The organism is Allokutzneria oryzae (genome assembly GCF_042429765.1).
In the GTDB taxonomy this organism is placed as follows: Bacteria; Actinomycetota; Actinomycetes; order Mycobacteriales; family Pseudonocardiaceae; genus Allokutzneria; species Allokutzneria oryzae.
In genome coordinates, this window is sequence record NZ_JBHLZU010000009.1 from 173,292 (window position 1) to 196,333 (window position 23,042).

Below are 23,042 nucleotides of genomic sequence, written 5' to 3' on the forward strand. Positions count from 1 at the left end.
TTCACAGGTCCTCGAACTCGCGGTCGATCAACGCGAACAGCTCCTCGTTCGAGGCGGCTGACAGGTCCTCGGCGGACTCACCCGCGGTCGGCTCCAGCTGGTCCAGCAGCACCCGGAGCCGGGCCTTCACCCGGGCCCGGTCCGCGCGGTCCACGACGGCGGGCAGGTCCCCGGCCACGAGGTCCAGCCGGCGCAGGACCTCCCCGCCCGGTGTCCTGCGCTCGGGCAGGAGCAGGCCCACCAGGTAGGCGGCGAGCGCGGCCGGGGTCGGGCAGTCGTAGGCGGCGGTCGCCGGGAGCGTCACGCCGGTGGCGGCGGTGAGCCGGTCGCGCAACCGCACCGCGGCGAGCGAGTCCATGCCGGTCTCGGTGAACGGGCGGTCGGCCTCCACCCCCGAGGCGTCGCCGAGGACGAAGCCGAGCTCCCGCCGAACGACCGACAGCACCAGCTCCTGTGCGTCCTCGCACTCGGCAAGCTGCTCTCGGAGCCCGGGGTCGGTGGTGGTGGCGGGCCGGGAAGCGGCGCCGGAGCTGTCCAGCCAGAAGGTCTTCCGGTCGAACGGGTACGTCGGCAGCCTGGTCGGCCGCCCGCCGTCCAGCAGCGTGCCGAAGTCGACGGCGACGCCCCGCACGTGCAGCTCGGCCAGTGCGGACAGCGCGGCGAGCTCTTCGTCGTTGTCCTTGTGCAGCAAGGGAACAGCATCCGAGCCGATCAGCGCGGACAACGATCGGTCCGGCCCGGCCTCCAGGAACGTGCCGACGCCCTCCGCGCGCAGTGTCTCGACCGCGTGGGCGAAGCGGACCGGGTTGCGGGCGTGGTCGCTCCAGTAGCGCGGCTCGGCCAGCTCGGCGTCGACTCGCTTGCCGGTGACCGTGGAGATCACGGGGAGCCGCGCCGGGCGGAAGGTCAGGTCCGCGACCACCTTCTCCAGGTCGGCCAGCACCGGGTCCATCAGCGGGGAGTGGAACGCGTGGCTCACCCGCAGGCGCTTGGCGCGCAGCCCCCGCGCCGCGCAGTCGTTCAAGAAGGCCAGAACCGGTCGTTCGGGACCTGCGACCACCACCGCTCGCGGCCCGTTGATCGCGGCGATCACCACGTCCGGTGGGAGCTCGATGTCCTCGGCGGCCTCCACCGCGACCATCGCGCCACCCGAGGGCAGCCGCTGCATCAGCCTCCCGCGCTCGGCGGCCAGGCGGGCGGCGTCGGCCAGCGACAGCACGCCCGCGACGTGCGCGGCGGCGATCTCCCCGACAGAGTGCCCGGCCACGAAGTCCGGGCGCACGCCCCAGGACTCGATCAGCCGGAACAGCGCGACTTCCAACGCGAACAGCGCGGGCTGTGCCGTCCCGGTGGCTTGCGGGTCCCCTGTCAGGTCGGGCAGGTGGCTCATCACCTCGTCCCAGGCCACCGCGAACGCCGGGAAGCGCTCGCGGAGCACCGAGCCCATGCCAGGGCGCTGACCGCCTTGTCCGGCGAAGACGACCGCGAGCGAGCCGTTCACCGTGCGGCCCTGGACCGCTCCCGGCGCGGCTTCACCGGCTGCCAGCGCCTCCAGCGCCCGGCGACGCGCGCGGTCGTCAGCGGCGAGCACGACCGCGCGGTGCTCGAAAGCTGTCCGCGTGGTGATCAGTGAGGCTCCGACGTCCAGCGGGTCGGCCGTCAGGTCCGCGAGCTGCTTCGCCTTGGCCCGCAGGGCCTTCTCGGTCCGCGCGGAGAACGCCCACGGCACGGTGCGGTCCGGGTGGCGGTGCTCGCTCGGCGTCGTGTCGCCCTGTTCGAGGATCACGTGCGCGTTGGTGCCGGAGATCCCGAACGAGGACACTCCGGCCCGGCGCGGTCGCCCCGTCTCCGGCCACGGCGACGTGGTCCGGGTGAGCTGGACGGTGTCCCACGTGAGCGCGGTGGAGGGCGGGTCGGCGTGCAAGGTCGCGGGGAGCACTCCGTGCCGCATGGCCATGATCACCTTGATCACTCCCGCGACTCCTGCCGCGGCCTGGGTGTGCCCGATGTTCGACTTGAGCGATCCCAGGTGGAGCGGGTGTGGCCGGCTCTGGCCGTAGGTGGCCAGGACCGCGTGGGCTTCGATCGGGTCACCGAGCTTCGTCCCGGTGCCGTGCGCTTCCACGGCGTCCACATCGGACGGTCGGAGCCCGGCGCGGCGGAGCGCCTGCCGGATCACTCGTCGCTGGGCGCGGCCGTTCGGCGCGGTGAGTCCGTTGGAGGCTCCGTCGGAGTTGACCGCCGAGCCGCGGACCACCGCCAGGACCCGGTGTCCCGCACGCCTCGCCGTGGATTCGCGGGTCAACACCAGGACGCCCGCCCCTTCCGCGAACACCGTCCCGTCGGCCGTGTCGGCGAACGCCTTGCACCGGCCGTCCTCGGCGAGCCCGCCCTGCCTGGCGAACTCGGCGAGCACTCCGGGGTCCGGCATCACGGTCGCTCCTCCCGCCACCGCGAGGGCGCACTCCCCCGCTCGGATCGCCGTCGCCGCGAGGTGCAGCGCGACCAACGAGGAGGAGCACGCGGTGTCGACGGTGAGCGCCGGGCCGTTCAGGCCGAGGGCGTAGGAGATCCGTCCGGACAGGACACTGCCCAGTGTCCCGGTCAGCGACGCCGGAACCGCCGCTGTGTCGAGCAGGCGTGGGCCGTAGTCGGCGACCATGCCGCCCATGAACACGCCGATGTCCTTGCCCTTGGCGGTGCTCGGGTCGATCCCGGTGTCCTCCAACGCCGCCCACGTGGTCTCCAGCAACAGCCGCTGCTGCGGGTCCATGGTCAGCGCGTCGTCCGGGGAGATGCCGAAGAAGGCGGCGTCGAAGTCACCCGCGTCGGCCAGGAACCCGCCCCGCCACTCGCCTTGCCAGCCGCGGTGCGAAGGGGCGTCGGTGATCGCGTCCGTCCCGTCCAGCAACAGGTTCCACAGCGCGTCCGGTGTGTCCGCTCCGCCCGGGAGACGGCAGGCCATGCCCACGATCACCACCGGGTCGCCCTCGGCCGCCTCCGGCGTCTCCTCGGTGTCGTCGGGCTCGTCCTGGCTGAGGTGCTGGGCCAGCTCCGCCGGGGTCGGGTGGTCGAACACCACAGTCAACGGCAGGTCGCGCCCGGTCGCGGTGGCGAGGCGGTGGCGCAGCTCCACGGCTGTCACCGAGTCGAGGCCGAGGTCCAGGAAGGTCCTCGTGCGGTGCTCGGTGCTCAGCTCCGGGAGGCCGAGCACTGCCGCCACGTGACCGTCCACAATGGTCGCGGGGTCGTCGAGTGCTTCGGGGGCTTCGCCGGTTTCGGGAAGCTCGATCACCTCGGCGTCCGCGAACAAGCTGGAGAAGTCGACGTCGTGGCCCGCGACGTGCAGTTGGGCCAGCGCGTTGAGCATGGCTTCGTCATCGCGGAAGTTCTTGTGCAGCAGGGGAACCGCCTGCGCGGTGGTGATACCGCGGACCATCGTGGTGAGCGTTCCCCCAGGGCCGACCTCCAGGAAGGTCGTCACGCCCAGCTCCCGCATGCGCTCCACCACCTCCGCGAAGCGCACCGGCTGCTCGAAGTGCTTTCCCCAGTGGTCCACCACGTCCAGCGGCTCGTGCACGAGGTCGCCCGTCACCGAGGACACGAACGGCAATCTCGGCTCCGCACAGGGGATGTCTTCCAGACCTCCCACGAACCTGTCCACTGTGGACCGCAGGTGCGGGGTGTGGAACGGGTTGTCCACCCGAACCCGCCGCGACCGCTCGAAGCGCTCCGCGACCTGGTCCAGGTCCGCGTCCGGCCCCGCCACCACCACCGCTGACGGGCCGTTGATCCCCGCGACGTGGACGTTCTCCGGCAGGACCGCTTCCACCTCGGCGAGCCCTGCCTGGACCGCCAGCATGCCGCCCGGCGGGGCCAGCTCCTCGATCGCGATCGCCCGCGCAACGATGAGCTCGCACATGTCCCGCAGCTCCACCATGCCCGCGACGCAGGCCGACACGTCTTCGCCGCCCGAGTACCCGCCGACCACGTCCGGCCTGACTCCGAAGTCCGCCAGGAGCACCGTCAGCGCGTACTCGACCACGAACATCGCCGCGTGCGCGTACCGCGGCCGCTCCAATCCGGCACCCTTCAGCACCACCTCCCGCATCGGGATGTCGAGCAGGGGCGCGAAGTGTTCCGCGACGCCCTCGAAGGCTTCCGCGTAGACCGGGAACCGCTCGTGCAGATCACCGCACATGCCCGCCCGGTGCGACCCCTGGCCCGGGAACACGAACCCCAGTCGCCGCGCCGTCGGCTCATCCGGGGACAAACTGGGCGAGGTGATCACTTCGGCGGAGGGGACGCGGTGGGCGAGCTTGCGGAGTGAGCGCGCGGCGCTGGTGGGCGAGGGCGAAGCGAGCACGACGGCGCGGTGGGGGCCGCGAGGAGGCTGAGCGAGCAGCGAGGAGCCGACGTCACGGACCGAAGCACCGGAGTCCAGGAGGTCGGCGAGGGCGAGGGCGGTGCCTGCCAGCGACGTGGAGGATGCGCCGGAGAGCAGCAGGGGAAGCGGCCCGGTCACAACGCCTCCTGGAGGTACGAGGTGGTCACGGTCAAGCCGTCGGCGAAGGCGCGGACGGCGTCCAGGCCCGACGCGGAGTGGGCGCCGCCGACGAGCCGGTGGTCGATGCCCGCCGCGCGGACGGCCTCGACGAGGTCAGCGCAGCGCTCCTGTCCGGCGGCGATGACGACGGTGTCGGCGAGGGCCAGCTCGGAGGTCCCCGAAGCGGACTCGAAGTGCACGCCCTGCGCGGAGATCCGCTCGAAGGTGACTTCGCCGGTGATGCCCACCCCGGCGCGCCGCAGGGCGTCGAGCACGACCCATCGGGTCGACCGGCCCAGCGCGGGCGCGATGCGCTTGCCACGGTGGAGGATCTGGACGCGATGCCCCGCCGAGGAGGCGAAGTGGGCGAGGTCGACGGCGATGCCGCCACCACCGATGACGACCACGCGCGGGCCGAGCGGACTGGTGAAGGCGGACGCGTACGACAGCACGTGGGGCAGCGACGCCCCGGGGATAGAGACAGGCCGCGGCCGGACGCCGGTGGCCAGGACCAGCCTGTCGTAGGAGCGCATCAGGTCCAGGTCATCCGCGGTGATCGGACGGTCGAGGTGGATGCGACCGCCGAGGGCGCGCAGTTCCGCGCCGAGGTGCTCGATCACGACGCCGTAGTCGGCCTTGCCGGGGACGAGCCGGGCGAGCCGGAACTGCCCGCCGAGCTCCGCCGAAGCCTCGAACAGGTCGACCTGGCTCCCGCTCCGAGCCGAGGTGAGCGCGGCCTGCAGACCGGCGGGGCCACCGCCCACCACGGCGACACGGCGCGGAGATCGCTGACGCGCCAAAGGGAACTCCAGCTCGCGGCACGCGCGCGGGTTCACCATGCAGCTCACTTCCGAGCCCACCAGCGACCGGTCGATGCACGCCTGGTTGCACCCGACGCACACGGTGCTCCGGTGACCGTCCCGCGCCCTGGCGATCAGCGACGGGTCGGCCAGGAACGGCCGCGACATGGACACCAGGTGCACCTCACCCGCCGCCAGGATCTCCTCAGCCTGGCTGATCCGGTTGACGCGGTTGCCAGTGATCACCGGAACGCCCACGGAGCGAGCCACCTCCGCGGCGACCGACGTCCACTTTCCGTGCGGCACAAGGGCCTGCACAGTCGGCACGGGAGACTCGTGCCACCCGATGCCGACATTGAGCGCATCCGCACCTGCCTCGACCAACGCCGTGGCGAACCGCGCGGCCTCCACGGCCGGGACACCACCGGGCATGAGGTCTGCCCCGGTGAACCGGACGATCACCGGCAGGTCGACAGCCGCGCGCACCGCTCGAACGACCTCGACCCCGAACTTCATCCGCCCCACCGCGTCCCCGCCCCAGGAATCCGACCGGTGGTTGGTCAGCGGAGACAGGAACTGGTCGATCAGGTAGCCCTCGGAGCCCATGACCTCAACGGCTGAGAAACCGGACCGCTGAGCCACAGCAGCACCCGAGGCGAACTCGGCGATGGTGTCCTCGATCTCCGCGACGGACATCGGCCGGGCGACAGACCGGGTCAGCTTGCTGCGCACCGCGGACGGAGCAACCGCGCCAACGCCGTGGCTGCCCGCGTGGAACAGTTGCAGCGCGAAGATCCCGCCCACCTCGGCGACGCGGCGCAACCGGCTCCGGAACCCCGGGTCGGTCAGCACGCCGTAGTCGGCTCCGCCCGCACCGGCCGCGTTCACGGCCGCGCCCCCGGTCACGATCAGGCCCGCCCCGCCGCGCACCCGTTCGGCGTAGAACTCGGCCAGGGCCGCGCCACCGTCCTCTTTGGACTCCAAGCCGAGGTGCATGGCGCCCATGACGATCCGGTGCGGCAGCCGGAAGGTGCCGATGCGGCCGGGCTGGAAGACATGGCTCATCGCGGCGCCAGCGGAGAGGTCAGGTCCTCGGTGAACGGCGGTGCCACCACGGACAGCCCGCCGTCGACGACGAGCGTCTGCCCGGTGATGTACTCCGCGCCCGGGGACAGCAGGAACTCCACGGTCGCGGCGACCTCGTCCAATGTGCCCGGACGTCCCTTGGGGACCTTGGAGAGCACGGTGTCGATCGGCGCCATGCCCGGCACCCCGTAGAAGTAGTCCAGCGAGTCGGACTGGATCAGCCCGCCGCTGACACCGTTGACGTTGATCCCGCGCCCGGCGAACTCCACCGCCATGTACCGGACCAGTGCCTCGATAGCGGCCTTGGCCGAGCCGAGCGCCGCGTAGGTCGGGTAGGCGTGCGTACTGCCGTAGCTGGACAGCGCGACGATACGGCCGCCCTCCTGCATCAGCGGCACAGCACGCTGAGCACCCAGCACGAAGGGCCGGATGTTCATCGCATAAGACCGGTCCAAGTGGTGCAACCGAAGGTCCATGATGGACTTGAACGCGCTCGCCGCGGCGTTGCACACGAAATGGTCGAGCCGCCCGTAGCGTTCGGCCACGGTGTCGAACAGCCGCTCGATGTCCTCGGGCAGCTCCATGTCCGCCGCGACGGTGATCGCCTGCCCCCCGGCCTGTTCCACCAGGGCCTTGGTCTCTTCGGCGAGGTCGGCGTTCTTCTTGTAGTTCACCACGACGGTGCCGCCGGAGCGCGCCAGCGCGACCGCCAGCGCCCGGCCGATGCCCCGGGAAGCGCCCGTGATCAGGGTGATCTTGGTCATCGGTCCGCCCCCAGCAGTTCGCGCGCGATCACGGCCTTCTGGATCTCGTTGGTGCCTTCCTCGAACCGCTGCGCGCGGGCGTCGCGGTAGACGCGCTCGATCGGGCTGGACTCCCAGTAGCCGATGCCGCCGTGCACCTGCAGCGCCTTGTCGGTGACTCGCGTGAGCATGTCGACGGCGTTGAGCTTGGCCATCGACGACAGCGCGGAGGACTCGGCGGCACCGGCGACCCACTGACGGGCGGCGTGCAGGGTCAGCTGCCGCGCGGCCTGGATGTCGGTGGCGTTCTCGGCCAGGGCGAAGGAGATCGCCTGCCGCGCCGTCAGGGGCTTGCCGAAGGTGACCCGCCGCTGCGCGTGGTCCACCGCGAGTTCCTGCGCCCGTCGCGCCAGGCCGACACAGGTCATGGCGACCGCGATCCGGCTCGGTGTGAGGAAACCGCCGAGCGCGACGTCCAAGCCCTGACCGACCTCGCCAAGTCGGTTGGCCACCGGCACCGGCGCGCTGTCGAAGACCAGGTGTGCGTGGTCGGTGCCGCGCACACCCATGGTCTGCGGCATCGGCTGGACGAGAACGCCGGGGGTGTCACGGTCGACCATCAGCGCGACGGTGCCGTCGCGCCCGGTCGTGCCCTCAAGACGGGCGAAGAGCAGCCAGTAGTCGCAGTGCACGCCGAACGTGATGAGGTGCTTCTCGCCGGACAAGTAGTAGGTGTCGCCTTCCGGTTTGACGCTGCACCGCAGGTCCGCGCCCGTGCCAGCGGTGGGTTCGGTGAGTGTGAAGGCGACCGTCTTCTCCCCGGACACCTGCGGGAGGACGAAACGCTCACGCTGCTCGTCGGTGGCGAACTGGTCGATGGAACGCCAGACACCGTTGTGCACGTGCACCAGCATTCGCAGCGAGGCGTGCGACATCGAGAAGAGCTCAAGCAGCTCAAGGTATTTCGGGAAAGCGACGCCGTGACCGCCGTACTCGGCGGGTGCGGCGAGGCGCAGGTACCCGCGCTCGCGCAGCTCCCGCTTCAGTTCGGCCGGGACCGAGCCGGTGCGCTCGATCTCGGCGGCGTAGCGCTCCCCCGGGCCGCGCACGAACGCCTCGACGTCCTCGACCAGCGTCCGGAATGCCCTGTCGTCCATGCTCACGACCCGTCCTCGCCTGTGATCAGCTGTTCGATCCGTTGGCGCAGAAGGAACTTCTGCACCTTTCCGGTGGGGTTGCGTGGCAGCCGGTCGACGATCTCCAGCCGCTCCGGCCAGTACGGCTTGGCGACCTGGCACTCGTCCAGGAACCGGCGGACCCCGTCCAGGTCGAGCTCACCGTCGACCGCGGCGAACAGGCAGGCGCGCTCACCCAACCGCGGGTCGGGCATCGCCACGATCGCCGCGTCCCGAACCGCGGGGTGGGTGTGCAGCAGCTGTTCGATCTCGGCGACGGGCACCTTCTCGCCGCCCCGGTTGACCACGTCCTTGACCCGGCCGTTGATCCGCACGTAGCCCGCGTCGTCGATCACCGCGAGGTCACCGGTGCGGTACCAGCCGTCCTCGCTCAGCGCCTCGGCCGTCCACTCAGGACGATCCAGGTAGCCGATGAAGTGGCAGGGTCCGTTGACCTCGAAGTTGCCCTCGTGGCCGGACGGCAGCTCGTTGCCCGCGTCATCGGTGACGCGCAGCCGGATTCCGGCGAGCGCCCTGCCGTCGGTGCCCCACATGGCGGCCGGTTCGTCCCCGGGTGCGGACAGCGAGCCGAGGCACGTCTCGGTGGAGCCCCAGGCACCGCACACGGCCGCCCCCAAGGTCCGGGTGGCGCGTTCGGCCAGCGCGCGCGGCACCGCGGCACCGGTCGCCACGAAGATCCGCAGCGCCTCCGGCCGCTCACCGGCGCGCTCAACGGCTTCGACGAGATCGCCGAGGAACGGCGTGGCGGCCTGCACGAAGGTCCCGCCGTGGCGGCGCAGCAGCTCCAGCGCTCGCGCACCGTCCCAGACCGGCTGCAGGATCATCGGAACACCGCGCACCACGGCCAGCCACATGCCGTAGAGGAAGCCGGTCTGGTGCGCCAGCGGCGACGGGATGAACACGCGGTCGTCGGCGGTCAGGCCGAGGTGCCTGATCTCCATGGTGACGGCACGGGTGAGGGTGCTCATGCGGTGCAGCACGCCCTTCGGTTCGCCCGAGGTGCCGGAGGTGAACAGCAGCTGCGCGGGCGCGTCCACGGACGGTGCGCGGCGGTCGAGCGCGGCGCGGTCCGGGACCACACGAGCCACTGCCTCGGCGAAGCCGTCACCGACGACGAGCACGTGTTCCATGCCCAAGTCAGCGACCTCGGCCGGGTAGTCGCGGCCGCGGAAGCTCGCGGGCACGACGAGCACACGAGCCCGCGATTTCGCCAGCATGTACGACACTTCGCGCTGGCGCAGCATCGGCATCAGCGGGCAGCTGACCGCGCCGATGCGGGCGATCGCCATGGCCAGCGCGACGAACTCGGCCTGGTTGGGCAGCTGGTAGGCCACGGGTTCACCTGGCCGCACGCCCAGCTCCAGCAGCAGCGTGGCGATGCGGTCCGCCTGCTCGTCCAGCTCGCGCCAGGTCAGCGTCCGCTCGGCATCCCCGGGTAGTCCCGCGTCGATCACCGCGACGGCGTTCGGCTGGGTCGCGGCGAGCTTGCGGAGCTGATCTCCGATGGTGACCGCGCGGGCGCGTTCCCGGCTGGGCGCGACCGACATGTTCAGGCCGACGTTCCCCATCTCGTCAAGGAAACGCGGGTACGAGATGCGGTAGGCGTTCGGGAAGGTCAGCCGCGTCTCACCCTCGGCGAAGGTCCCCGCCACCGCCAGCGACATCAGCACGCGGTGGTCGTTGAACGACGACAGGTCCGCGCCGGTGAGCCGGTCCACGCCGTGGCACAGCAGCTGGTCGCCGCGCTGTTCCAGGCGCGCGCCCATCTTGTTGAGCTGCATCATGGCCTGCACGCGGTCGGACTCCTTGAGCCGGACGTGCGCGACGTTGTCGAACACCGTGGTGCCCTCGGCCAGCGCGCCCAGCACGGACAGCACCGGCAGCATGTCCGGCACCGACCGGCAGTCGACCTCGGCCGGGCGCAGGCGGATCCCGTTGTGGCGGACCCGGACCATGCCGGTCGCCGGGTCGGCGGTGATCGGCAGGCCCATGTCCGCGACGATCCGGAGCAGGTCGGCCTCGGGGTGGTCGATCTCGTGCGCCGGCACCGCGGGCAGCCCGTGGAAGAGCACGTCGGCCGGGTGCAGGGCGGTGGCGGCCAAGCCGAAGGCGGCGGCGCCCACGTCCGGTGGCAGGACGACGGTGGTGGCGACGGGCTCCTGGCCGGGCTCGACCTCGAACCGCTTGCCGTCCTCGGAAACCTCGACGTGCAAACCGAACTGGCGCATCATCCGCACGGTCAGGTCCACATAGGACCGCTCGTTGAACTCGCCGTCGACCTCGATCACGCTCGGGCCGGTGGCGAACGGCGCCAGCATCAGCAGGCCGGAGACCCACTGCGACAACGTGCCGGGGATGCGCACGTGTCCACCGCGCGGCCGTCCCGGCCGGACCTCGATCGGCGGGCAGCCGGTGGACGAGTGCAGCCGCACCCCCAGGTCGGACAGCGCGCCCAGCAGCGGACCGATCGGACGGCGCTGGAAGTACTTCTGGCCCACGATGGTCACCGGCGTCTCGGCCAGGCTGGCCAGTCCGGTGAGGAAGTACAGCGTGGTGCCCGAACTGCCGACGGAGACCTCGGGCCGCCGCGGCCGGTACCGTCCGCCGCGCACCAGGAAGTCGTCGCCGTCGACCTCGACGCGGGTGCCGAGGCGGCGCAGGGCGGAGATCGTGTGCCGGACGTGGCCCGCGTCGGACAGCCCGACGATCCGGGTCTGTCCCGGCGCGAGCGAGGCCAGCAGCAGCGCGCGGTGCGCGTGGTACTTCGACGGGGGAATGACGAACCGGCCCACGACAGGGTCGACCGCCTGTTTGACAATTAAGCGCATTGCACGTTTCTCCGACTCTTCGCCGCGACAATGGGCGAATTGGAGCGAAGTGAACCTGTGATCCGGACGTTACTGACGACGTGACCGGCCGAGAACCGGACAATTCCTGATGTCAACCATCACCTGGATCGATATGTGGCCTTGACCTGGGACGATAGGAGGAGCATCAGGTTCTGCGACCCCATCGTGTCGTACTGGGCTTGACTGGTCACCGGCAATGTGGTTTTCCTCGAAGAAGCGTCGGACGCTTTCCGGCAGGAGGACCAATAGCTGTGACGACAACCGGCCTCGACGAGGTCATCGACAGGCGCGTGGAAAAAATCGTGCCACTGATGAGCCCGATGCGGCTCCTCGACGAGCTCCCGCTGCCCCCTGCCCAGGCGGGGTCCGTTGTGGACGGACGGCGCCAGGTGGCCGGCGTGCTCGCCGGGACCGACCGCAGGCTGCTGGTCGTCGTCGGCCCCTGCTCGGTGCACGACCCCGCCGCCGCCCTGGTCTACGCCGACCGGTTGCGCGCGGAGGCCGAGCGCTTCGCCGAGGACCTGCTGGTCGTCATGCGGGCCTACTTCGAGAAACCGCGGTCCACCACCGGCTGGAAGGGCTTGATCAACGACCCGGCGCTGGACGGCACCGGCGACATGACGACCGGGCTGCGCACGGCCCGCGCGCTGCTGCTGGAGATCACCGGCCGTGGCCTGCCCGCGGGCGTGGAGTTCCTGGAGCCGCTGACCGCGCGCTACCTCGCGGACACGGTGTCCTGGGGCGCGATCGGCGCCCGCACGGTCGAGAGCCAGGTGCACCGGCAGCTCGCTTCGGGCCTGTCCATGCCGGTCGGGATGAAGAACTGCCCGGACGGGCGCACCGGCCCGGCGGTCGACGCGATCACCACCGCCGCCGCACCGCACGTGATGCCCGGCATCGACAATTCCGGAGCTCCCGCGATCCTGCACACCACGGGGAACCCGGACTGCCACCTGGTGCTGCGCGGCGGAGGCGGGCGGCCGAACCACGGCCCGGCCGACGTGTCGGCGGCGCTGGCCGCACTGCGCGCGGCGGGCAGGCGCGGACGGCTGCTGATCGACTGCTCGCACGGCAACAGCGGCAAGGACCACCTGCGCCAGCCCATGGTGGCGGAGGAGGTCGCGGCCCAGGTGGAGGCGGGGCAGCACGGTATCGCGGGCGTGATGCTGGAGAGCTTCCTGGTGCCCGGCAGACAGGACCCGCTCCCCCGGCGCCCGTTGACCTTCGGCCAGTCCGTCACCGACGCCTGCATGGGCTGGGACACCACGGTCGACGTGCTCAGCAGGCTGGCACTGGCCTCACTCCGGACTCGCGCCAGGCTCACACGTTGGACGGCTCAACGATGACGACCGCGACCGGGCCGCGCCCGGACATCACCGCTGCGATCACCCGGCCCGGCGTGCGTGTGCAGGAGATCCTGCGCATCGTCCTGGACGGCTACTCGGACCGCCCTGCGCTGGGCGAGCGCGAGACGGTACTGCGCACCGACCCCGTCACCGGGCGCAGGACCCGGGAACTGCTACCGAGTTTCCGCACGATCAGCTACGGCGAACTGCGCGCCCGGATCGACGCCGTTGCCGCCGATCTGCGCTTGCGGCCCGGCGACGTGGTCGGACTGCTCGGCTTCACGAGCCTCGACCACACCACGGTGGACCTCGCCTGCGTGCACCTCGGCGCGGTGTGCGTTCCGTTGCAGACCAGCGCTTCCGCGGCTCAGCTCAAGCCGGTCGTCGCCGAGATCGAGCCCCGCGTCCTGGCCACCAGCCTGGAGCTGTTGGACACCGCGGTCGAAGTCGCGTTGAGCAGCACGTCAGTGCAGTGGATCGTCGTCTTCGACTACCACGAGGACGACGACGATGAGCGTGAGATCTTCCTTGCCGCACAAGAACGATTCGCGGTCGAGTCACTCAGGGACGTCCTTGCGCGTGGCGCCGCTCTGCCCGCACCACCCGCGCACGTGCCGCGGCACGACGAGGACCCGCTGAGCCTGCTCGTCTACACCTCCGGCAGCACCGGAACCCCCAAGGGTGCCATGTACACCGAACGCCTGCTGCGTCGGCTGTGGCTCGGCTATCTGCCACCGGTCCCGGACCTGTCGGTGATCCGCGTGCACTACATGCCGATGAGCCACCTCACCGGCCGCGCGGCCGTGATCGAAACACTGGTCGCAGGGGGCATCGGGTACTTCACCGCGCGCAGCGACCTGTCCACGCTGTTCGAGGACATCGCGCTCGCCCGGCCCACCGAGCTGTTCCTGATCCCACGTCTGTCCGACATGCTTTTCCAGCGCTACCAACGTGAACTGGAATGCGGCGTGCCCGAGGCCGAGGCCATGGCGGTGATCCGGGAAGCGGTGCTCGGCGGGCGCGTCGAGCGTTCCGCAACCGGTTCCGCGCCGCTGTCGGCCGAACTGGCCACCTTCGTGCAGAACTGCCTCGGCGTGCGCCTGCACGACGGCTACGGCTCCACGGAGACAGGGCGCATTTTCGTGGACGGCAAGGTGACCCGGCCACCGGTGATCGACTACAAGGTGGTTGACGTGCCGGAGCTGGGCTACTTCCGCACCGACACCCCGCACCCGCGCGGTGAGCTGCTGGTCAAGACCGAGGCCCTGATCCCCGGCTACTACAAGCGTCCCGACCTCAACGCGGAGATCTTCGACGAGGACGGGTTCTACCGCACCGGCGACATCGTGGCCGAGCCCGGGCCGGACCAGCTCGTCTACCTGGACCGCCGCAAGAACGTGCTGAAGCTGTCGCAGGGCGAGTTCGTCGCTGTGTCCCAGGTGGAGGCCGCCCTCGGCACCAGTCCTCTGGTGCGCCAGATCTTCGTCTACGGCAACAGTGAACGCGCCTACCTGCTCGCAGTCGTCGTTCCCACCGGGGCCCACGAGAAGGAGAAGATCAGCGAGTCCTTCCACCGCATCGCGCAGGAATCGGGCCTGAGCTCCTACGAGATCCCGCGCGAGTTCATCGTGGAGACCGAACCGTTCAGCACCGCCAACGGATTGCTCTCCGACCTCAACAAGCCGCTGCGCCCCGCGCTCCGCGAACGCTACGGCCCGCGGTTGGAACAGCTCTACGTCGAGCTGGCCGAGCGCGAAGCCGGCGAACTGCGCGCACTGCGGGCCGCCGGAGCTGACCAACCCGTGCTGCCCGCCATCTGCTCCGCCGCCCGAGCGCTGCTGGGCTCCGCGAACGCGGACGCGCGGTTCACCGACCTCGGCGGCGACTCGTTGTCCGCGCTGTCCATGGCGAACCTGCTCCGCGACATCTTCGACGTCGACGTGCCGGTGAGCCTGATCATCAGCCCCGCCACCACCCTTCGCGGGCTGGCCGACCACATCGAGCGCGCGCCACGAGCCGCGCGCGGCCCGAAGACATCGGTGCGCGCCGCCGACCTCACCCTGGACAAGTTCATCCGGCCAACGCCGAACACGATCGGAACCGTTCTGCTCACCGGCGCGAACGGCTACCTCGGTCGGTTCGTGTGCCTGGAATGGCTGCGACGGCTGGCCGCCACGGGCGGCAAGCTGATCTGCCTCGTGCGCGGCGGTTCCACGCGGCTGGAGGAAGCGTTCGGCGATTCCGAGCTGCTGCGGCAGTTCCGAGAGCTGTCCGGGCACGTGGAGGTCGTCTCGGGAGAGCTCAGCGAGCCGGATCTCGGCCTGCCGCGGCGCACCTGGGACCGCCTCGCCGAGACCGTCGACCTGATCGTGCACCCCGCCGCGCTGGTCAACCACGTGCTCCCGTACGAGGAGCTGCTGGGCCCCAACGTGGTCGGCGTCGCCGAGCTCATCAAGCTGGCGATCACGAAGCGGCGCAAGGGCTTCACGTTCCTGTCGTCGATCGCGGTCGCGGAGGGCGAGGACACCGACGTCCGCCGCGCGAGCCCGGTCCGCGCGCTGGACGGCAGCTACGCCAACGGATACGCGACGTCCAAGTGGGCGGGCGAGGTGCTGCTGCGCGAGGCGCACGAGCGGTACGGACTGCCCGTCGTGGTGCTCCGCTCGGACATGATCCTTGCGCACAGCACGTGCACCGGGCAGCTGAACGTGCCGGACATGTTCACCCGCTTGCTGTTCAGCCTCATCGCGACGGGCATCGCCCCGCGGTCGTTCTACCGGTCGGACGCCGAGCACTACGACGGCCTGCCGGTCGATTTCGTCGCCCGGGTCGTCGCGGACCTCGGTGCGCCGAGCGCGGGCTACCGCACGTTCAACGTGGTCAACCCGCACGAGGACGGCATCTCCCTGGACACCTTCGTCGACTGGCTCGTCGAAGCGGGCCACCGCATCCACCGGATCGACGACCACGCGGAATGGTCACGTCGCTTCGAGATGGCGCTCCGAGCCTTGCCGGAGAAGCAGCGCAAGCACTCGATGCTGCCCCTGCTGCACGCCGTCGCCGCGCCCATCGAGCCCGGACCACTCGTTCCCAGTGAACGGTTCCAGGCCGCTGTCGAGGAGATCCCGCAGGTGTCCCGCGAGCTCATCGTCAAGTACGCCGACGACCTGCGGTCACTGGGCCTGCTCTGACGTCACAGCCGGGCGGCGACGCGCTGGACGGTCTCGCGCAGCCAGCGGTGGGCGGGGTCCACGGAGCTCTTCGGGTGCCAGTACATCGACTCCACCAGCTCGGGCATGGGCACCGCCAGCTCCACCGTGCGCAGCCCGAGCCGGGGTCCGAGCAGGTCGGCCAGGCGCCGTTGGATCACCGCGACCATCCGCGTCCCCGGGATGAGGTGCGCGGCGCTGGAGAAGGTCTCGGTGTTCGCGACGACGTTGCGGTACACGCCGGACTCGTCGAACCTGCCGTCCGTGATGGCCCGGTGCGGTCCGCCGACCATCACGTACGGCGCGGCGGTGAGCTGGTCGGCGCTCAGCCGCTCGCCGACGTCGGGGTTGTCCCGGTCCACCACGGCCACGAACGTGTCGCTGAACAGCCTGCCCTGCGGGAAGACCTCTTCGCCGGTGGGCAGGCTCAGCGGCCAGATCAGCAGGTCGCACTGCGCTTTGCGGAGGTGGTCGACACACCCCGCGTGCAGGGCGGTGATCGACAGCCGCACCCCCGGCGCGGTGTCGAGCAGCTCGCGCAGCAACGGCCGCAGCAGCACCGCGGTCACGTAGTCGCTGGCCGTCACCGCGAAGACCCGCTCGGCGGTCGCCGGGTCGAACTGGGCCGCCGCGCTCATCACCACGCCGATGTCGGCGAGCAGCTTCGTCACCCTCGGCACCAGTGACTCGGCCAGCGGGGTCAGCACCATCTGCCGGCCGTCCTTGACCAGCAGCGGATCGTTGAACAGGCGGCGCAGCCGGGCCAGCGAGGCGCTCATCGCGGGCTGCCCGACCGAGACCCACTCCGCCGCCCTGGTCACGTTGCGCTCCTTGAGCAGCGCGTTGAGCGGGACGAGCAGATTCAGATCGATCTTGCTGAGGTTCTGCGTCATCGTGCCGGTGACTCCCAGGTCCGCGCTCGGAGAAGGCCACCCTAACGCGCTCGTCGCGCGAAACCCCGCCCCCCGTAACCGCCACCCCCACTCGTGCGACGAGTGCAAGCGGCTGGCTGCGCGCGGACCTTGCCCACGCCGTGGGTGACCTCAGCACCGAACACGCCCACCTGTGGGCGGCGATCGCCTGGCGGGCCGGCATCGCCGGAGATGGTGACGCCGACCTCGCGCGGCTGCGTGCCCGCCCTCGCCACCCCGACCGCGGAGGATCCTTCGGCAGCGAGGGTGCAGCAGGTGCGGCAGCACCCGGGTGGGGCTCCGGCGCAGTGCGCCTCTGCCTCGTACGCGACCATCCCGCCAGGCAGCGCCGATGATCCGCAGACACCGTAGCTGACCTAATCGCCAGCCTCTTCTCAGCGATCTTTCGTCCACGAAACGCAAGCGAAATCTTGACGAGAAAACGAAGTCGTCAATGAGAACCTACAACCTAATGCGGGGTCTCAGATCGCGTAACATGTCGATCTTGGTTGACCGGCGAGTTCGTTGGTTGTCTCACGGAATGTCATTTGACTTGAGTCTCAGTCTCGTGGCATTTCTTCAGGTTTCGCGCTCTCTGCGACCGGGTGCTGGCTGGTCGACGTGGCGTCGCGGGCGGGAGGCGGTCGCGTGGGTGCGCCGCTGCCCGTGCCACGCCGAGCCCCAAGCATGAGGACTACCTGAGTACCTAGATCGCGCACCGATGAGTTTCGCGCGGCGCGCCGGTCTGTACGCCTGAGACCGACTGACGGAAGGCTGGCGCCATGCGGAAACTGATCTACGGCATGAACCTGACCCTTGACGGCTACATCGCGGCGGCCGGCGACGACATCGGCTGGAGCGGGCCGAGCGACGAGCTGTTCCAGTGGTGGCTCGACCAGGAGCTGGGGATCGACTTGATGCTGTACGGGCGGAAGCTGTGGGAGACGATGAGCTCCTACTGGCCGACCGGCGACCAGCAGCCCGACGCCACCCCGGCGGAGATCGAGTTCGCGCGGAACTGGCGGGAGACGCCGAAGGTGGTGTTCTCCTCGACGATCGACGAGGTCGATTGGAACGCCCGTCTGGTCACCGGCGACGCGGTCGCGGAGATCACCCGGCTCAAGGCCGAGGACGGCGGGCCGATGAGGGTCGGTGGCGCAACGCTCGCTGGGGTGGCGGTGCGTGCCGGGCTGGTCGACGAGTACGAGATCGTGACCCATCCGGTCCTGGTGGGCGGGGGCACGCCGTTCTTCACCGCGCTGGACAGCTGGGTGAACCTGAACCTGGTGGAGACGCGGAGTTTTCCCGGCGGCATGGTCCTGACCAGGTACGAGACGAGGCGCTGAGCGCGATTCCTCCGCGCGGTCGGGGAAGTGATGGGGGTAGCGATGAGTCAGATACAGGAACAGATTCAGCGTCATATCGATACGTTGGTCGGTGCCGGCGCGGAGACTGGTGTGCAGGTCGCGGTGTATCAGGATGGCGCGTTGATCGTCGACGCGGTGGCCAGTTCGGCCGACCCGGCCACCGGGCGACCGGTCACCTCCGGCACGCCGATCTTCAGTTTCTCCACCGGCAAGAGCGTGGCGGCCACGCTCGCACACCTGCTCGTCGCGCGTGGTTTCCTCGACTACGACAGCCCTGTCACGGACCTCTGGCCCGAGTTCGGTGTGCAAGGCAAGGCCACGGCGACACTGCGGCACGTGCTGACCCACACGGTCGGTCTGCCAGCCATGCCGCGCGAGATCACCCCGGCCGAACTTCCCGACTGGGCCAGGGTGTGTGAGGCGCTGGCCGCCGCCGAGCCGCGCTGGCGACCTGGCACCGCCACGGGCTATCACTCCTATACCTTTGGCTATCTCGTCGGCGAGCTGGCCCGCCGCGCGACCGGGCGGCCCATGCGCGAGCTGCTGCGTGAGTGGATCACCGCGCCGCTCGGTATCGAGGGGCACCTCTACTTCGCCGCTCCGATGGAGTCGCTGCCCGGGTTGGCACGCCTGGAACAGCAGGCGCGGCAATGGCCCGCCGACCCGGACGACGGTGATGCGATTCTCGCGCCGTGGGAAAGCCGGCCGAGTGCCGATTTCGGCAACAACAGCGAGATCCTGCGCGCCGATATACCGTCGGTGGGTATCGCCACTGCGCGCGGACTTGCCGCGATGTACAACGCTGTTCTGCAGGGCAAGCTCGTGGACCCTGCGCGGTTGGCGGACCTGTCCGCGCTCGCGTTCGAGGGTACGGATCAGGTTTTCGGTACTCCGGCGCGGATGGCGCTGGGCTTCCCGATCGGCAGGATCGGTGCCCCTGCCGAGGAGAACTCCGTGGCATTCGGGTGGCCGGGCGGGGGCGGAAGCTACGCCTACGCGGACCCCGTACGGGGGGTCGCCTTCGCGCTGACGAAAACCCGGCTCGTCCCGAACTTCGACACCGCGCTGTCGGTCACCGCGATCCTGGCCGACTATCTCGCCGGGACCCGCTGAGCTTTCCCCGCGGATGCGCCGGGGCTGAATTCAGTACAACCACAAGGAGAAGTCCATGTCCACTCATCCGACAGACGACTCGACCGCGCCGCGGACCAGCCTCGGTCCGTTCTCCTCGCCGGGCGCCAGCCCGACGCCGTGGGAGGCGACGGAGTGGGCACTGCGCCGGACCCAGAAGTTCCAGCTGTGCACGGTGCGCCGGGACGGCCGCCCCCACGTGACACCGTTGCTGGCGATCTGGTCGCACGGCGCGATGTGGTTCACCACCGGCGACAGCGAGCAGAAAGCCAAGAATCTCAGCGCCAACCAGCACTGCGCGCTGACCGCCGGAACCGACACCCTGACCGGCATGGACTACGTCATCGAAGGCACTGCGAGCCTGGTCACCGACCATGCCACCAGGGAAGCCGTGGCGACCGTGTTCGAACAGGCCTATGGCTGGCAGCTCACCCGCGAAGACGGAACCTGGTACCAACTGGGCGACGCCGTTCGAACCGGAAACGTTCAGCTCTACCGGGTCCAGCCGGACAAGGGGTTCGCCTTCGCAACCGGGTGCGAGTCGTCCCAGACCCGCTACCACTGGAGCTGAGGGCACAGCGCCTGGCCGCTCACGCCGCCTTGGGCAGCCCGGCCACCTCCACGATCGACGGCTCGACACCGGCCGGGACCTGATACGCATAAGTTTCCGGCTCTGTGCGGACAGACCGAACAACGACTTCCGCAGCCCAACGCCAGAACTGATCATCTTGCGTCGGAGATGAATCTTGCCACGATGCCGTATACGACATCCGTACGACATCAGGCGTGAGATCACGACATCAGCGGCGAGACCCTACAGACGCCCACCTCAATGCTCGCCACGACCAGCCGGTGTTCCACCTCGCCTACCGACTGGACCACGGCCCCCGCGTCTACAACCACGACGCCGCCGCGATCCACGTCACCGACGACGGACGGTCCGCGTGGGCCATCGCCGACGGCATCGGCGCACACTCCCTCGCGGGTGAGGCCGCGTGGATGTCAGTGCACACCGCCACCTCCGTCGCGGTCTACCGCAGCCCTGTCGCGGGGCTCCTCGCCGCCTGCGCCGCCGTGAATGAGGCCCTCGACGACGATCACGCCAACACCACCCTCGTCGTAGCCGCCCCGCACCCCGACGGCGGCTACGCCTACGCCTGGGTCGGCGACTCCCGCCTCTACGAACTCCGCGACGGTGACCTAGTCCAACTCACCGTCGACCACAACGAGCACCAGGCGGCCCTCGACCTCGGCACCCCCGCCGACACGATCCGGCTCTCCTCCGGAGCTACCTCACCCGCTCGCTGCTCTCCTGTATCGAGAAGACCATCGGCCACGGCGTCACCGCCGGGCCGCGTGGACGCCTGCTGTTCACCACCGACGGCATCCACGACTTCCTCTCCCGCAGCATGCTCGCCAGCGGCGCGCGAGCCATCACCGGTCCTGCTGAGTGCGCGCGCCGCGTCGTCCACGTCGCCGGAGGGACCACCGGGACAACCTCGGGATCCTCGTCGTCGACCCGCAGCCACGTCCTGACCCAACTCGGTGAGCAACGCGGCGCACCTCGCGCGGTGAGAACCGGGCGCTCACCTCGCGCTCTGCGGTCAGCGCACACCCGCGCGCTCACACATCGGTCCCCGTTGGCCGACACTGTGGTGGTGGGGTGCGCGTGGTTTTCACCGCTCACCACGTGTCCACACCCCACGAGCGAACCCTCCAGAAGAACAGCCGCTCGGCGGAGCAACCGCAGAAGCGGGTCGGGCCAGCAGGATGTCTGTGGACCGGAGCCTCACGTGCGTCTTCTACTTGTTGCCTTCCTCGACGTCGGCGTGCTCCAGGCCGTGCTCGCGCAGCAGCTCTAGCGACCGCTCCGACACGACCAGCATGCTCTTGTCGAGGCCGAAGTCGTCACGGTAGGGATCACCGGTGAAGCGGAGCCACTTCCAGGCGGGCAACGGGTCCTCGATCAGTTCCTCGCCTTCCGGTGACAGGCTGATCTGGACCTCGTCGAAGGCCACCCCTGTGAGGCCGGCGGCGCTGATGGCGCCCGCCAGCGTCTCGGTCACGATGAAGCAGGGGGTGCATTCGAGGATGGCGTCGCCGAGCCAGTTGGTGAAGCGGTACTCAAGGCGGGTGACCGCAGCTGGTTGGACCGTGTGGTCGAGGATGGTGTTGTCACCGAAGTCGCCAGCGACTTCGGGTTCGACGATGTAGTACGTCATCTGCTTCCCTGATGGTCACCGGATGTCGGGGTTGAACGACGTGCCGTACTGGTCGTCGATCATGGTAGCGAAATCCAGGAGTTGTTGTTTGCTGGGAACGGTGTTGTTGTCGCGGAAGGGCTTGTAGAAGCGGTTCCAGGCCTTGCGGATGGCGCTGAGGTGCACCAGATTGTTGGTGCTGCCTTTGGGGATCCCGCGCAGGTTCTCCAGAGAGTGCATTTCTTCTCGTGCGACGACACCGGGGAAGTGTTTGAGGACCTGTTGCTCGACGGCGTGGTGCACCACCACCAGGCTTTCGGTCTCTGGGTGGGCGTCGAAGAAGGTCTTGCGGTAGTTGGTCGAAGTCGTCCAGCCGAAGCTGGCGGGCTTGCGCTCGCCGGGAGGTGGCGTGGTGCTGTCGGGTTGCGCAGGTGCGGGTGACGTCGCGGTCGGGCTCACCGTCGGCGCGGTGCCCGGAGGGGACACCGGCGTGGCTATCGGGGGCGCCGCGACGTTAGGTCGAGCTGGCGGGTCGCCGGTGTGCCCGTGCCGTTGGAGGTATCCCTCCGTCCCGCTGCGGGCCTGCGCGTAGAGAGCGGCCGCGGCTTCGAGTGTGTCAGGAACGTCGGCCAGGAGTTCCACGGCCTCAACCAGTTCAGGCCTGTCGCTTTCCGCTGCGGCTGCGGCGAGAGCAGTGAGGACCTCCTCACGCAGGTGCTCGGCGGTGGTCATCAGTTCGTCTGGGCGGAGGCCGAGTAGTGCCGCGCGCAGCCGCTCGGTCACCTCCCCCATCGTGGCCACGCCGGTTGGTCTAGATGCCGTTGGCGTAGGTGGAGATGAGTTCTCCGGCGACGGCGACCCTGTCCGCCGCACCGTCGAGCAGGTCAACGGCCTGGTGGATGAAGTCAACGACCTCGCGTGCGTCCGTGTCCCCGCTGGAGCGCCAGGCGTCGATGAGTTCTCCGGCTGCGGTGATCGCGTCGTTCTTGTTCTGAAGCACGACCGAGGTGGGCAACTGCTCGATGAGCTGGAGAAGGTGAGTCCGCAGGTCACCGACGCTTCCACACACGCAGTACTCCCCCGGTTCTAGCTCGTTGCCGCAGCCAATCGGTTGCAGCCGAGGACGCTACCGCCGGGGCGTAGGAGATTCGGGACAATGAGACTGCTTCACGCACTTGGCCCAGTGGTTCGCGACCTCGTCTTCGATGCCCTGGCCTGGTCGACTGCACAGTGATTCATCAACCTGACCACCTTGCGGCACCACGCACCGTGCTGATGTGGGTGTGCTCGCGGCGGCGTGCCCGGGCGGGTGCCGCTGTGGCTCATCGGGCACGGATCAGGGGGCGCCCTCACCTGCGTATCACCTCGCTCCCTTGAGCGCCACGGGGGTCTTTCGGTCATCCAAGAGCCCATTCTCGTTGGCAGCTCCCCTGGGTGAACCGTCGCGTGCGGACTGCCACTCTCGACAACGACCACATTGGACAGTGAATCTTTCCCACCTGGCGATGTGGGCTGCGACCGAGGTGGAGACATGACGAAGGTCCCGGTAGATGCCTTCTCGCCCAAGAGCAAGGCCATCGCCGGGAACTTCGCGTGCTTGTCTAGTTGGACATTTCTCGCGGTTGACGACAAGGCGGCCGTGGTGAGCGGGCCTCGC

At 69.7% G+C, this 23,042-nt stretch carries 15 protein-coding genes; 6 read left to right on the top strand and 9 right to left on the bottom strand.

Annotated features, from left to right (window positions below; genetic code table 11):
• Nucleotide 1 precedes the first annotated feature (1 nt).
• The 5 genes from ACFFQA_RS10575 to aroA are packed head-to-tail and all read right to left on the bottom strand — an operon-like array spanning nucleotide 2 to nucleotide 11,199.
• On the bottom strand, nucleotides 2–4,525 hold the full coding sequence (locus ACFFQA_RS10575; RefSeq protein ID WP_377851581.1) for an acyltransferase domain-containing protein: 4,524 nt from the start codon (nucleotides 4,523–4,525) through the stop codon (nucleotides 2–4).
• Complete coding sequence (locus ACFFQA_RS10580) at nucleotides 4,522–6,411, bottom strand: oxidoreductase (RefSeq protein WP_377851582.1); 1,890 nt, start codon at nucleotides 6,409–6,411, stop codon at nucleotides 4,522–4,524. The genes ACFFQA_RS10575 and ACFFQA_RS10580 overlap by 4 nt, the downstream gene beginning before the upstream one ends.
• Nucleotides 6,408–7,196, bottom strand: coding sequence for an SDR family oxidoreductase (locus ACFFQA_RS10585; protein ID WP_377851583.1), 789 nt, complete (start codon nucleotides 7,194–7,196; stop codon nucleotides 6,408–6,410). The genes ACFFQA_RS10580 and ACFFQA_RS10585 overlap by 4 nt, the downstream gene beginning before the upstream one ends.
• Entirely contained in the window at nucleotides 7,193–8,332 is a 1,140-nt protein-coding gene (locus ACFFQA_RS10590) for an acyl-CoA dehydrogenase family protein (RefSeq protein ID WP_377851695.1), read from the bottom strand. The genes ACFFQA_RS10585 and ACFFQA_RS10590 overlap by 4 nt, the downstream gene beginning before the upstream one ends.
• A gap of 2 nt (nucleotides 8,333–8,334) precedes the next feature.
• Nucleotides 8,335–11,199 carry a 3-phosphoshikimate 1-carboxyvinyltransferase gene (gene aroA / locus ACFFQA_RS10595; protein WP_377851584.1) on the bottom strand — a complete coding sequence of 955 codons (2,865 nt, stop codon included), beginning with the start codon at nucleotides 11,197–11,199 and terminating at the stop codon, nucleotides 8,335–8,337.
• A gap of 311 nt (nucleotides 11,200–11,510) precedes the next feature.
• Here aroA and ACFFQA_RS10600 point away from each other — a divergent pair, with 311 nt between their 5' ends.
• Both ACFFQA_RS10600 and car read left to right on the top strand, forming a co-directional pair.
• Nucleotides 11,511–12,566 carry a 3-deoxy-7-phosphoheptulonate synthase gene (locus ACFFQA_RS10600; protein WP_377851696.1) on the top strand — a complete coding sequence of 352 codons (1,056 nt, stop codon included), beginning with the start codon at nucleotides 11,511–11,513 and terminating at the stop codon, nucleotides 12,564–12,566.
• Nucleotides 12,563–15,757 carry a carboxylic acid reductase gene (gene car / locus ACFFQA_RS10605; protein ID WP_377851585.1) on the top strand — a complete coding sequence of 1,065 codons (3,195 nt, stop codon included), beginning with the start codon at nucleotides 12,563–12,565 and terminating at the stop codon, nucleotides 15,755–15,757. The genes ACFFQA_RS10600 and car overlap by 4 nt, the downstream gene beginning before the upstream one ends.
• A 2-nt stretch (nucleotides 15,758–15,759) precedes the next feature.
• On the opposite strand, the gene ACFFQA_RS10610 is transcribed toward car, so the two are convergent.
• Nucleotides 15,760–16,668 (bottom strand): LysR family transcriptional regulator, encoded by a 909-nt coding sequence (locus ACFFQA_RS10610; protein WP_377851586.1) that lies wholly within the window; start codon nucleotides 16,666–16,668, stop codon nucleotides 15,760–15,762.
• A gap of 800 nt (nucleotides 16,669–17,468) precedes the next feature.
• Here ACFFQA_RS10610 and ACFFQA_RS10615 point away from each other — a divergent pair.
• The 4 genes from ACFFQA_RS10615 (at nucleotide 17,469) to ACFFQA_RS10630 (ending at nucleotide 20,720) form a co-directional block, all read left to right on the top strand.
• Nucleotides 17,469–18,032 (top strand): dihydrofolate reductase family protein, encoded by a 564-nt coding sequence (locus ACFFQA_RS10615; protein WP_377851587.1) that lies wholly within the window; start codon nucleotides 17,469–17,471, stop codon nucleotides 18,030–18,032.
• Between the two features lie 42 nt (nucleotides 18,033–18,074).
• The gene (locus ACFFQA_RS10620; protein ID WP_377851588.1) at nucleotides 18,075–19,166 is read left to right on the top strand and encodes a serine hydrolase domain-containing protein; all 1,092 of its coding nucleotides are present in this window, start codon (nucleotides 18,075–18,077) and stop codon (nucleotides 19,164–19,166) included.
• Nucleotides 19,167–19,221: 55 nt separating this feature from the next.
• Complete coding sequence (locus ACFFQA_RS10625) at nucleotides 19,222–19,755, top strand: pyridoxamine 5'-phosphate oxidase family protein (RefSeq protein WP_377851589.1); 534 nt, start codon at nucleotides 19,222–19,224, stop codon at nucleotides 19,753–19,755.
• A 281-nt stretch (nucleotides 19,756–20,036) separates the two neighbouring features.
• Nucleotides 20,037–20,720 carry a PP2C family protein-serine/threonine phosphatase gene (locus tag ACFFQA_RS10630; protein ID WP_377851590.1) on the top strand — a complete coding sequence of 228 codons (684 nt, stop codon included), beginning with the start codon at nucleotides 20,037–20,039 and terminating at the stop codon, nucleotides 20,718–20,720.
• Between the two features lie 266 nt (nucleotides 20,721–20,986).
• Here the strand turns inward: ACFFQA_RS10630 and ACFFQA_RS10635 are convergent, their stop codons facing one another.
• From ACFFQA_RS10635 to ACFFQA_RS10645, 3 genes are read right to left on the bottom strand one after another with little or no spacing between them, the layout of a single operon-like run.
• Nucleotides 20,987–21,406, bottom strand: coding sequence for a hypothetical protein (locus ACFFQA_RS10635; RefSeq protein WP_377851591.1), 420 nt, complete (start codon nucleotides 21,404–21,406; stop codon nucleotides 20,987–20,989).
• A gap of 15 nt (nucleotides 21,407–21,421) precedes the next feature.
• Nucleotides 21,422–22,168, bottom strand: coding sequence for a hypothetical protein (locus ACFFQA_RS10640; protein WP_377851592.1), 747 nt, complete (start codon nucleotides 22,166–22,168; stop codon nucleotides 21,422–21,424).
• 28 nt (nucleotides 22,169–22,196) lie between these two features.
• Nucleotides 22,197–22,454: a hypothetical protein gene (locus ACFFQA_RS10645; protein WP_377851593.1), complete on the bottom strand. Its 258-nt coding sequence runs from the start codon at nucleotides 22,452–22,454 to the stop codon at nucleotides 22,197–22,199.
• Between the last annotated feature and the right edge of the window lie 588 nt (nucleotides 22,455–23,042).

Excerpts from the sequence above, each read along its gene's own strand:
- ACFFQA_RS10580 (WP_377851582.1), bottom strand. The coding sequence starts at position 6,411 with ATGAGCCATGTCTTCCAGCCCGGCCGCATCGGCACCTTCCGGCTGCCG.
- ACFFQA_RS10585 (WP_377851583.1), bottom strand. The coding sequence starts at position 7,196 with ATGACCAAGATCACCCTGATCACGGGCGCTTCCCGGGGCATCGGCCGG.
- ACFFQA_RS10590 (WP_377851695.1), bottom strand. The coding sequence starts at position 8,332 with ATGGACGACAGGGCATTCCGGACGCTGGTCGAGGACGTCGAGGCGTTC.
- aroA (WP_377851584.1), bottom strand. The coding sequence starts at position 11,199 with ATGCGCTTAATTGTCAAACAGGCGGTCGACCCTGTCGTGGGCCGGTTC.
- car (WP_377851585.1), top strand. The coding sequence starts at position 12,563 with ATGACGACCGCGACCGGGCCGCGCCCGGACATCACCGCTGCGATCACC.
- ACFFQA_RS10610 (WP_377851586.1), bottom strand. The coding sequence starts at position 16,668 with ATGACGCAGAACCTCAGCAAGATCGATCTGAATCTGCTCGTCCCGCTC.
- ACFFQA_RS10615 (WP_377851587.1), top strand. The coding sequence starts at position 17,469 with ATGCGGAAACTGATCTACGGCATGAACCTGACCCTTGACGGCTACATC.
- ACFFQA_RS10620 (WP_377851588.1), top strand. The coding sequence starts at position 18,075 with ATGAGTCAGATACAGGAACAGATTCAGCGTCATATCGATACGTTGGTC.
- ACFFQA_RS10625 (WP_377851589.1), top strand. The coding sequence starts at position 19,222 with ATGTCCACTCATCCGACAGACGACTCGACCGCGCCGCGGACCAGCCTC.
- ACFFQA_RS10635 (WP_377851591.1), bottom strand. The coding sequence starts at position 21,406 with ATGACGTACTACATCGTCGAACCCGAAGTCGCTGGCGACTTCGGTGAC.